The sequence below is a fragment of the uncultured Thiothrix sp. genome, assembly GCF_937873765.1.
Taxonomy (GTDB): domain Bacteria; phylum Pseudomonadota; class Gammaproteobacteria; order Thiotrichales; family Thiotrichaceae; genus Thiolinea.
Map to the genome: position 1 here is coordinate 1 of NZ_CALMZC010000057.1, position 10,208 is coordinate 10,208.

Here is a 10,208-nt window from a genome sequence, read left to right on the forward strand (position 1 = left end):
TTGATTTTAATGGGTTATGAGGTCATTAGCTTTGTGCAGGTGCTACATAATACCGATAAATCATGTTTGAGTAATTCAAGACCAGCTGCTTGGTCTAGATGCGCGATGGCAAAGGCATAATTATAAAGCTCGACCTCACGTTTGAGATTTTCGAGTTTTTGCGCCTCTGAATTTGAGGCCTCCGTAGCTGTTTTAACCGGAGCTTCCGTGTCGCGTTGCGCCCGCCATTTAGCATAGTCTTCCTTGAGTTTAGCCAGTTTAGTTTTTAATTCAGTGAGGCTAAGTGGTTTAGTTTCAGGATAGGGTTGATTAATCGGTACATGGTTTTTTTCAATGCTTTCTTTTTTTGATCAAAAATAAATTTTTCTGCTGCTTTAACTAGGATGTTGTCTGAGTTTTTTAGGGCTTTATCGATAATTTTTAGTTGCAATTTATTCAATAAGCCATTATTTTTTAATCGTAGAAGAGCTATCATAGCTTTTATTTTTATTTCTTTATCATTCATGGATAATCGGCGCAGAGTAAATTCAATAAGTTCCCCTCCACTAATATCACTAATATGATCAAAGTAATGATCTAGCTCTGTATAGAAATTTACTTTCAGTTGAGGTAAGTTAAAGTGGGATATAGGGACTTTATTTAGGCTATCTGAGTCTAAGAAATAGTTATAATCTAATTGTATATCATCTAATGTTATTGCAACCGCCTCTTTTGCTGTTAGTTGATGTAATGATTTTTCTACTGTCCATCTCCATCTAAGATTCGTATTATTGCTTGACTCTTTGAGCACTGTTATTAGCTCTGGTATTGCTACTTTAGTATCCAATGCTCCTAATGCTTCTGCAATTAAATCAAAATTGTCAATTCTATTTTTTAATAAAAGTAATAGGTCAGGTATAACTTCCTTAGCATTTAATTGACCTAATGCTTGGGCTACATAGGGTAGAACAGCCTCATTATCATTTTTCAATAGAATAATTAATTCACTAATAGCTTTCCTATCTCCAGTATGGCCTAGGAATTTCGCTGCATTAGTTCTGATATCGAAATCTTTATTATTAAGTAGAGGTATAATAGTATCAGTAATGCCTTCAGCCTTTAATAATCTTAGTACTTGAAGTGAGTTTTTTTGTAATTCTACATTTTTAGTTTTTAGCATAGGGACTATTTCTGGGATGGAGTCTTTAGCGTTTAAATTTATTAAAGCTTCTATAACCTAATAATCAAGTGCTTCATCTTCTAGTAGTGGTAATATGTTAGGAATGATACTTGGGACATTTAGTTCTCCTAGTGATTGTATTGTGCTCGATCGTACGGTATGATTTTGGTCTGTTAGAAATGTTATTAGTTTAGGGATCACACTAGTTACTTTCAAAGCCCCTAATGTTTGTATGGCATTTGATCGAATATCAGGATCTTGTGTTTCAAGTAAGAGGACTAATTCAGGTATAATATTTGATGCATCTAGTTGTGCGAGTAATTTTGCTAGGGAGCTTGTTACTCCAAGATCATATAAATTTATTTTATTTTTAATCAAAGAAAGTAATTTTTGAATTGAATCTTTGGAATTTAATAGACCTAATGACTTAGCAGTGCTAATAAAAGTAAAAATATCTTTACTATTATTGAGAATATTAATTAAATCAGAAGAGGCCTCTTTTGCGTTTAAAAATCCAATTGCCTCTATGGATTTTTGTTGGATCTCCGTGTTGCCGCCAGATTTAACTAATCTAATTAGATCTGGAATTGCATTCTTATCATTTAAAGAGCCTAAAGCCTTTGCTGCAGCTGCGCTAAGGATATTATTATGTTCTTTAAGTATATCAAGTAGTTCAGGTTTTGTTATTCTTTTTGTTAGACTTTCTATAAGAGAATAGCTCATTAATATTAATTTTTGATCTTCGTTTTTTGGGTTAAAATCAATAAAAGGAGATATTTTTATAAAAGAAAGGGGTATTATATTTTTGCGCTCTATATATTAAGAATGTCTTATAAAAAATGGTTTTTCAGTAGTATCTAATTCCTCTTTGAGTCTTTTGAGAGTTTTAACTATCTTTATATCAAATAATTTATCATAAGCTCTATTAGATAGAGTTTCGTTAGAGTGAAAAATAGTTTTTATTGCTAAATCTAGTGCATAATCAAAAAATCCTGATTCAGCATAATTACTGACACGCTCTTCAATTAGTTGGAAGTTAATTAATTCTCGACGAAGATCATTAATATCGGCTAATTGTTTTTCAGCAAATTGCTTATCCGGTTCTATGTGACTCCGTTCAAAATCAGTTTCCGCTAAATAACGCTGCTGCTGAAATAAATCCCAGCTATTGAATTTACCTTGCCATAATTCCACACGATCCGAAATCCCCGCTTGAGGACTAAGGCGTAAATGATAGCTCGTATAATTAATATAAAAATCCCAACTCACTACCACAGTTGCCAACGCCGATAACCCTAAAAATGCCCCTTTAAAGAAACGACGGCGGCGCATTTGTTCTTTCCAAGCCAAATTCCAAGCTTCAAGGCTACTGGAGAACATATCGTGATACAGTTCATACCAAGTTTCTTCGTCGCGTTGTTGTTTGCGTAGAATGCGTGCCTGCTCTAGAGCCTCGAGCAGTTTTTGCACATCTGCTTCTTTTTCTTGTAGGGTGCTGGCTAGAGCATTCGCGGTATAGGCTTTCTTCACCCCACGCTGCCCGACTAAATGATCAAGAGCTTGAGAAGCCAAATCTTTTTCAAGGCGGGATAAGGGTTGCAGGATGCCCTTGATATAATTTTCTAAAATTCCCTTAGCGCGTCCGGCTTGCTCATAAGTGTTTAGGCGTAATTTTTTCTCGGGGTCAGCTTGGTTCAGTTGCCACAAATGTGCGCAGACTATTTGCAAATACGGTGGCTCGGCATTCATGCGTAGCTCAGCCACGGGTGCGTGTGGATTGCGATCTAATTCACGACTGAGTAAATCGTTTAATAAGGCGCTTAATAAAGCGGGTTCGTATGCAAAGCCTAAGCGCGCCACTGGCTGGACTATCGCTTGCTCAGTCGCTGCTCGCCCGAGTTTTTCTAAGCGATAAAAGTTTTCAAACAGAATCGTCGGCAAGCGGGGTTTGAAGGTATTTAGTTCCAAGGCAAAGTCTTCGCGCATGGAAATCACCAAACTAACCGGCAATTGTGTGTTCGTAATCACACTAATGAGTTGGCTAATAAATGCTTGTCGTTGTTGGGGCACTTGATAGCGGAAGAATTCTTCAAACTGATCGAGGATGAGTACTAAAGGATGGCGCACAAACAGGCTACAAAACTCTAGGGCTTCGCCCAGCGTACTGCCTTGAATCTCGCTATCTGCCGCGAGTAAGCCTTCTGTTTGTAGCGCCAGCCAAATCGCTTGGCGCAAATAGTGAATCGGTTCACTTACCCAATCAATATAGTAAACTACCGAGAGATTTTCGCCTTGCTCAGCCTTCAGGTAAGGGATAATCGAGGCTTGCAGGAGCGAGCTTTTGCCTACGCCACTGGCGGCAAATAATAAGGTGAGGCGATTATTGAGGATTTTATCCACCAATACATGCTTATCAGCATCGCGGCCAAAGAATTTATCTTGTTCATCTTCACGATACGGGCGTAGACCGGGGTAGGGTTCAAGGGCAGGCTTAGTCATACCCGTACCTCCGTCAAGCAGCTTTCTAACTCAGGCAATTTCACGGGGTATTGTTTGACATTGCGCGCTTCCCAATAGGCTTGCTCTAAAGGCTCCGGTTGCGAGCCAATCACATAACAGGGTTTTTGCGCGCTACGTTTTTCTAATAAAGCGCTCACCAATAAGCGGTCTTCCCAGTCTTTAGCCCGATACGCAATAAATAATAAATCCCGATTACGCCAGCGTTGCGCGAGATAATCAGGAATAATCTTGTCGGCATGGCGTGCAAAATTAAAATAGCTGCTTTCGGATAAGGTCAAGGCATCATATTGGAAATCGTCTTGGCTATTTGCGAGGTTTTCACTGCAAGTGCCGCGAATTTTATAAATAATCGAATAGCCGCTTTCCAATAATTGCAGCTTAGATAAATCTTCACGGGATAAAATCGTCGCAGGTTCGGTTTTATCCGAGTAGCGTAGGAGCACATGACCAATATCATAGTGTTCTGAGCGCTTTACTATCGAGGCGACTTCCACATAGCGTTTGTTAGCTAGGCTAAAGGTTTTCTCTAATAAATTATCATAAGCCGCCGAGATTAAAATTAGTGCTTGTGGAACTTGCGCAAGGCTTTGATAGAGGTTGATCGGTGCTTGCGAAAATTCTGCAGTTAAATGCCGCAATAAAGCCGCTTGACCAAATTCAGGGCGTAATTGATACAGCTCAGCAATCGACGACAGCGAACCCCTAAAGCTTTCATAGCCAATCTGCTGGGCAAGGCGCGTGGCTAACTTAGAGTCATCCACACTTAAACCCGCCAAACCCGAACCTATAAACAGGACAATCTCGCCGCGCCGAATGCGCTCGGCTAATAAGTGCAAATCCAGTTGCCGCGTTGGGCTAGTCTCTTGATATTCCGCTTCCCACCAACAGAGAAAACTATCGATATAGGGGTTTGCTCCCAATAATAAGTCTTCTACTTGCGTTACTAAAATTTGATAGCTAAGGCTGGCTTCAACCTGTTTTAAGGCCGTGAGTAGATTTTTAATAATCAGCCGGAGTTTTGGGAAGCGTGAAAGCTGTGCACCCCATTGCTTCACCTTATCTTGTTGCGCGATGAGGGTTTTCAGCTCAGCGATTTCTTGATCGACTGCAGTCGGGGTGCTGTGATAGCTTTTAATTTCTAAGCATTTTTTAAACGCAGCTTCATATGAGTTGATACTGCGCAAGCGATTGACTTTTTGTTGACAGCGCTTAATTAAAAGCTGCTTTAGAGAAATAATTTTCGGTTCAAGGCGCTGCTGCTCATCGATTTTCTCACGACTGTGTGTATCTTCTAAGCCGTTTAAGCGGGAAACTAGCTCTTCATAAGAAGCATTATGGAAGTCTTCGGATACCATGAGCAAGCCTTTGAGATACCACTGATGACTGAGGGTTAGGTCTTGAGTTTTATAATAAATTGTGTTGAAAAGCTAGGTTATTCACAGCCAATTTATGCCTGAAAGGTTTTTGTAGGCATTGTGCCATTTAAATAAATCAGCAGGGAAACAGTAGGTGAGTTATAGCTGGCTGATTTTTTTGTGCTAGCCTTCAAAGTCTGATTTTACAATTTTAAGAGTTTAAATCGTGTATTCCCGCCTCAATCATCGCTTGTTAATAGTTGCTTTAGTCGCTGCTTTGCTGGGTGTTTTTTGGTGTATTAGCCATGTTTCTATTGATGGTTATACCGCTGTTGATTATCGACTGAGCGAGTTGATTCGCTCTTGGCGTCATTCCGTGCTTGATCCACCGATGTTAATAGCCACTCTTTTGGGGAATTGGTTGGTAGTCACTCTTAGTTTCACTAGCTTATGTTTAATGCTGCTTTACCAGCAACGCTGGGCTTTATTGACAGCTTTGTTAACGACGGTAGCGGGGGCTGGGGTGTTTGTACCGGGGATTAAGTTTCTAGTAGCTGCAGGGCGGCCAGAACTAAATCTTTATGAGCGTGGCGTCAGTGTGTATTCCTTCCCCAGTGGACATACCACCTTTAGCAGTTTATTAGGCTTATGGCTCATTTGGTTTGCAGTACGGGGGATTCAAAACCGTGCAATTCGGGTGCTCAGTGTGTGGGTGTTAGTCCTAATGATGCTGCTGGTGGCACTTTCCCGCATTTATTTAGGCGCTCATTGGCCGACTGATATTGCTAGCGGCTTTTTATTTAGTATTAGTCTAGCATTGATTTTTGCTCTGGTCTTTGAGCACCAATCTACCGACCATAGTGCTGATTTAAAGGTCTTACAAGCTAGTGTTTTGGTTTATGTGCTTTCTGGGCTGATTTATGTCAGTTATACATGGCCGAGTGCCTTGGTCATGTATATGCCTGCCACTGCGTAAATAGACTAGATTGAGTTGCTAGCTGTATAGCAGTTAGCAACTAAAGTTCCCTATTTTTTTAATCCTCTAAGCTTTCTCAAAGTTTCTCCATACTCTCTCCTAGATTGCTCGCTAAGCTCAAGTTTCTAGCAGAAAGAGGAGTCTAATAAGTATGAAATTCAAAGTTTTTTGTCTAAGCAGTCTATTGGGATTGGGTGCTTACACGAGTTTGCAGGCGGCAGAAACTGATACTAGAGCGGTTAGTAGCACCCTAACGGTTAATGCGGGTTATGATCAAGTCGTCCCTCAGCAAACCAAGGTGACTATGAGCGCGACGGTGAGTAATCAGTCTGCCACTTATCAATGGGTGCAAACGGCAGGCTCTACGGTCAGCTTAAAAAACGCTAAAACCAGTACGGCCTCTTTTATTTCCCCTACTGTTACTACCAGCACCACTTTGAGTTTCAAAGTGACGGCTACGGATAGCACAGGCACCAAAACCGATAATATCAATATTGAAGTTTGGGCACCTTTCAATACCGCTAGTGATCCCAGTTTACTGGGGGATTTTTCTAAAAAGACTGGCTGGAAATGTGACCAAGATTTGAGTAAATCGGGTTTGGTGTCGTCGGTGAATGTAGTGAATTTAGGTAGTACCAAACGCTATACCATCACTGCCATTCCCCAACATGCAATTGGTAGCTTCCCAAATGCAGGTAATCCGAATGTGGCTGCGCAGCAGTTGTATACCTTAGATATTCCCAGCTCACCAACTAAGCAGAGTGTCAGTACGGCAGTGAAGTTATTTGGCTTTACCTCGGATGGTGTAACTTTTGATCGGAATACTGCTGAATGCTACAACAACTCACCTTCCTGCGAGTGGCGCTATGAAGCAGTCACAGCAGGGATTGCTAAAGGTGCTTATCAATGGTCGTGGTTGGGTTCTGATTGCAATAATGGGCATGTGCAGCCGAATGGTAACTATCATTATCACGGTTTACCTGAAAGCTTAATCAATAAGCTCGGCGATACCGGCCAGAAAATGGTGCTGATGGGCTATGCAGCGGATGGTTTTCCCATTTATGGGCGTTGGGGCTATAGCACAGCGACTAGTGCCACTAGTGCAATTAAACGTATGAAGGGTAGCTATCGCTTAAAATCTGGCACTCGCCGGAGTGGCCCTGGTGGGACTTATGATGGTACCTTCATTCAAGATTGGGTATATGTGAAGGGGTTGGGTGATTTGGACGAGTGCAATGGCCGTTTTGGTGTTACCCCGCAACATCCCAACGGTATCTATCATTATTATCTCGCCGATAGCTATCCCTTCATTCCAAGCTGTGTCTATGGCAAGGTGGTAGATAATGATTTCTTAGGGGCAGGTCGGTAACTATGTTCAGCATCCTAAACAGCAACCGGCAGCCCAAGCGCTGCCTTGTGTTAGGAATCGGTTTAGCCAGTCTTCTAAGTACTCAAGTCTATGCGCATGCAGGGCATAATGATTTGCTGCAGTTACGTGTTAAAGAGCAGCAGCTCAGTGTCGATATTGGCTTAAATGCCGCTGATGTTATGCGTTTTGATCGCAATCAAGATGGGCAACTGACACGCCAAGAGTTTGTAGAGCAACAGGAGAGCATCAAAGAATGGCTAGCAACCCAAATTCAGCTTAAAAGCGAGCAAAATAGCTTAAAGCCGACGTGGTTTGATCTGCCTTTGGAGCTAGAAGCCAACAATCTTAGTGTAATTAAACATATACGTTTTATTCAGCGCTATACCTTACCAGCAAAACAGACGGTGACGTTTCAAAGTCAATTACCGAGTTTTAAAGGCAAAAACTTAATGTTTGCCAATGATGAGCAATTTTATATGACCACTCTAAAGACTAACCCTGTTGAAGTAGTGGTGCAGGTAGGGAGTACCAAGTAGTCGAGTAGAATTTGAAGCCCTAATGAGTAGGGCTTCTTTTTTGAAAGCTTATACCTTTGCAAAACTCGGTAAATCTGCTAGAGAGGCTTTAATCGCTTCTTCTGGATAATCGAAATCAGTCAGCTCACCTTTCAAATAACGGTCATATGAAGTCATATCAAAATGACCGTGACCGGATAAATTGAATAACAAGGTTTTCGCTTCGCCGGTTTTCGCACATTCTTTTGCTTCACGCAGCATTGCAGCAATCGCATGGCAGGATTCCGGGGCTGGGACGATGCCTTCACTTTTGGCAAAGAGTACACCGGCTGCGAAAGTTTCTAACTGACCGACTGAAGTGGCTTCAATTAAGTTCTCGTGATACATCTGGCTAACCAGTGCAGAAGCACCGTGATAACGCAAACCACCCGCGTGAATCCCCGGTGGCATAAAATTATGGCCTAGAGTGTACATCTTCATCATCGGTGTTAAACCAGCGGTGTCACCGAAGTCATAGGTATACACACCTTTAGTTAAACTCGGGCAGGAGGATGGCTCCACCGCGACTAAACGTACTTGTTTACCTGCTGCATTATCCGCAAAGAAGGGGAAAGCAATCCCGCCAAAGTTGGAACCACCACCACAAGGTGCAAATACCATATCTGGATAATCACCAACCAACGCTAATTGCTTTTTCGCTTCCAAGCCAATGATCGTTTGATGTAACAGAACGTGATTCAACACCGAGCCAAGCGCGTAATTGGTATCAGCACGGCTAGCCGCTTCTTCCACTGCCTCAGAAATCGCAATACCGAGAGAGCCATTTGAATTTGGATCAGCCGCTAAAATAGCACGCCCTGCATGGGTCATATCAGTGGGGCTAGGGAAAACTTCTGCGCCCCAAGTAGTCATCATCGAACGGCGATAAGGTTTTTGCTCGTAGCTGATTTTCACCATGTAAATGCGCACGTCGATCCCGAACATTTGCCCAGCTAAGGCTAAAGAACTACCCCATTGACCGGCGCCAGTTTCAGTAGTCAAACGGCGAATACCTGCTTCGCGATTATAATAGGCTTGCGGTACGGCACTATTCGGCTTGTGCGAACCTGCTGGGCTAACCGCTTCATTTTTGTAATAAATCTTCGCGGGTGTACCCAACATTTTTTCCAAGCGATGGGCACGATACAGAGGCGAAGGCCGCCACATGGTTAAGGCTTCGCGTACTGGATCAGGAATTGGAATCCAACGCTCAGCACTCATTTCCTGTTTTAAAATTTCTTCAGGGAAAATGGCAAGCATCGCTTCGGGTGGAACCGGCGTGCCATCGGGTGCGCAATAAGGGGCCGGCGGTGTGGGTAAATCTGCCGCGACATTGTACCAATGTGTCGGCATTTCAGCTTCGGGTAGATAAATTTTAGTCGTTTGGGTCATGCAGTGTTCCTCTCCTTCAAGCGAAGCAATTAATCAGTTTGTGTTCTAACACCGGCTTACAACGAAGGCAAGCGCTTAGACTGTAGTAGCTTCGTGAGCTTCGGTCTGTGGCACGCGCATGACTAAAACATCACATTTAGCATGTTTGGTCACTGTTTCGGCTGTTGAACCCATTAAGATGCCGAGCAAACCGTGCTTGGCACTGTGTCCAATGACAATTAAATCTACTTGATTTTCTTCTGCATAGGTCGTGATGCTGGAGTTTGGATAACCTTCCACAACTTCAAGTTTAACTGAAGCGTCTAGATTCATCTCTTGAGCTAAGTCAGCTAGTTTTACCCGATCACTATTGGTTTGTTGTTCTTGACTCGCAGGCGTTAAATAAATGGCGCCTACATCACCAAAGGCAGTCACACTCAAGGGAACGTCTTCAACAATATGTAGAATCGTTAAACGTGCTTGATATTGTGTGGCTAGCTCTTGAGCGCGATTAATACTGCGTTTACTTACAGGTGAGAAATCGATTGGAACTAGGATGTGTTGATACGCGAACATAATAAACTCCTTGAGAATACCAAGCGTTAAAAGGGTAGACACCATTTAATAGTAACGCACTCACATAAAATTGCTCTGATCTATGTAGGTAAAAATGCGTGTCACCACGTTAAGACGAAAATACCTAAAGTAACGGTTCTAAAATCGCAATGCTGTTATTCCACCGGCGTTTTGGCAAGCGTCAAGCACTGACTTGCTGTGAAGAAACGGGTTTGGAACTGGCTGAAGCGCGTACTGTCGGACTTGTTCGTAAGATCAGCTAGCATTTAGAGTTTTTGGTCATGCACCAGAAGAGTTGAAAAACATCTGATTAATGAATTCGCCAATG

General features: G+C 42.3%; 9 protein-coding genes. 3 read left to right on the plus strand and 6 right to left on the minus strand.

Annotation, left to right across the window (positions count from 1 at the left end; genetic code table 11):
- Positions 1–265: 265 nt before the first annotated feature.
- From Q0307_RS17035 to Q0307_RS17050, 4 genes are all read right to left on the minus strand, one after another.
- Positions 266–1,213, minus strand: coding sequence for a HEAT repeat domain-containing protein (locus Q0307_RS17035; protein WP_366936790.1), 948 nt, complete (start codon positions 1,211–1,213; stop codon positions 266–268).
- 3 nt (positions 1,214–1,216) lie between these two features.
- Positions 1,217–1,882, minus strand: coding sequence for a HEAT repeat domain-containing protein (locus Q0307_RS17040; protein WP_298662254.1), 666 nt, complete (start codon positions 1,880–1,882; stop codon positions 1,217–1,219).
- A gap of 96 nt (positions 1,883–1,978) precedes the next feature.
- Positions 1,979–3,658 (minus strand): hypothetical protein, encoded by a 1,680-nt coding sequence (locus Q0307_RS17045; protein ID WP_298662255.1) that lies wholly within the window; start codon positions 3,656–3,658, stop codon positions 1,979–1,981.
- On the minus strand, positions 3,655–5,034 hold the full coding sequence (locus tag Q0307_RS17050; protein ID WP_298662256.1) for an SIR2 family protein: 1,380 nt from the start codon (positions 5,032–5,034) through the stop codon (positions 3,655–3,657). The genes Q0307_RS17045 and Q0307_RS17050 overlap by 4 nt, the downstream gene beginning before the upstream one ends.
- Positions 5,035–5,260: 226 nt before the next feature.
- Here Q0307_RS17050 and Q0307_RS17055 point away from each other — a divergent pair, with 226 nt between their 5' ends.
- The 3 genes from Q0307_RS17055 (at position 5,261) to Q0307_RS17065 (ending at position 7,915) form a co-directional block, all read left to right on the plus strand.
- Positions 5,261–6,010 (plus strand): phosphatase PAP2 family protein, encoded by a 750-nt coding sequence (locus tag Q0307_RS17055; RefSeq protein ID WP_298662258.1) that lies wholly within the window; start codon positions 5,261–5,263, stop codon positions 6,008–6,010.
- A gap of 151 nt (positions 6,011–6,161) precedes the next feature.
- Entirely contained in the window at positions 6,162–7,379 is a 1,218-nt protein-coding gene (locus tag Q0307_RS17060; RefSeq protein WP_298662261.1) for a YHYH protein, read from the plus strand.
- A 2-nt stretch (positions 7,380–7,381) separates the two neighbouring features.
- On the plus strand, positions 7,382–7,915 hold the full coding sequence (locus tag Q0307_RS17065; RefSeq protein ID WP_298662263.1) for a hypothetical protein: 534 nt from the start codon (positions 7,382–7,384) through the stop codon (positions 7,913–7,915).
- A 48-nt stretch (positions 7,916–7,963) separates the two neighbouring features.
- On the opposite strand, the gene Q0307_RS17070 is transcribed toward Q0307_RS17065, so the two are convergent.
- Together Q0307_RS17070 and Q0307_RS17075 are read right to left on the minus strand one after the other, a co-directional pair.
- Entirely contained in the window at positions 7,964–9,325 is a 1,362-nt protein-coding gene (locus tag Q0307_RS17070; protein ID WP_298662264.1) for a TrpB-like pyridoxal phosphate-dependent enzyme, read from the minus strand.
- Positions 9,326–9,400: 75 nt separating this feature from the next.
- Positions 9,401–9,880, minus strand: a complete 480-nt coding sequence (locus tag Q0307_RS17075; protein WP_298662265.1) for a universal stress protein — start codon at positions 9,878–9,880, stop codon at positions 9,401–9,403.
- Positions 9,881–10,208: the final 328 nt, after the last annotated feature.

What these genes read in the sequence shown, in the direction of transcription:
- Q0307_RS17040 (WP_298662254.1), bottom strand. Translation starts at nt 1,882, where the DNA reads ATGAGCTATTCTCTTATAGAAAGTCTAACAAAAAGAATAACAAAACCT.
- Q0307_RS17045 (WP_298662255.1), bottom strand. Translation starts at nt 3,658, where the DNA reads ATGACTAAGCCTGCCCTTGAACCCTACCCCGGTCTACGCCCGTATCGT.
- Q0307_RS17050 (WP_298662256.1), bottom strand. Translation starts at nt 5,034, where the DNA reads ATGGTATCCGAAGACTTCCATAATGCTTCTTATGAAGAGCTAGTTTCC.
- Q0307_RS17060 (WP_298662261.1), top strand. Translation starts at nt 6,162, where the DNA reads ATGAAATTCAAAGTTTTTTGTCTAAGCAGTCTATTGGGATTGGGTGCT.
- Q0307_RS17065 (WP_298662263.1), top strand. Translation starts at nt 7,382, where the DNA reads ATGTTCAGCATCCTAAACAGCAACCGGCAGCCCAAGCGCTGCCTTGTG.
- Q0307_RS17070 (WP_298662264.1), bottom strand. Translation starts at nt 9,325, where the DNA reads ATGACCCAAACGACTAAAATTTATCTACCCGAAGCTGAAATGCCGACA.
- Q0307_RS17075 (WP_298662265.1), bottom strand. Translation starts at nt 9,880, where the DNA reads ATGTTCGCGTATCAACACATCCTAGTTCCAATCGATTTCTCACCTGTA.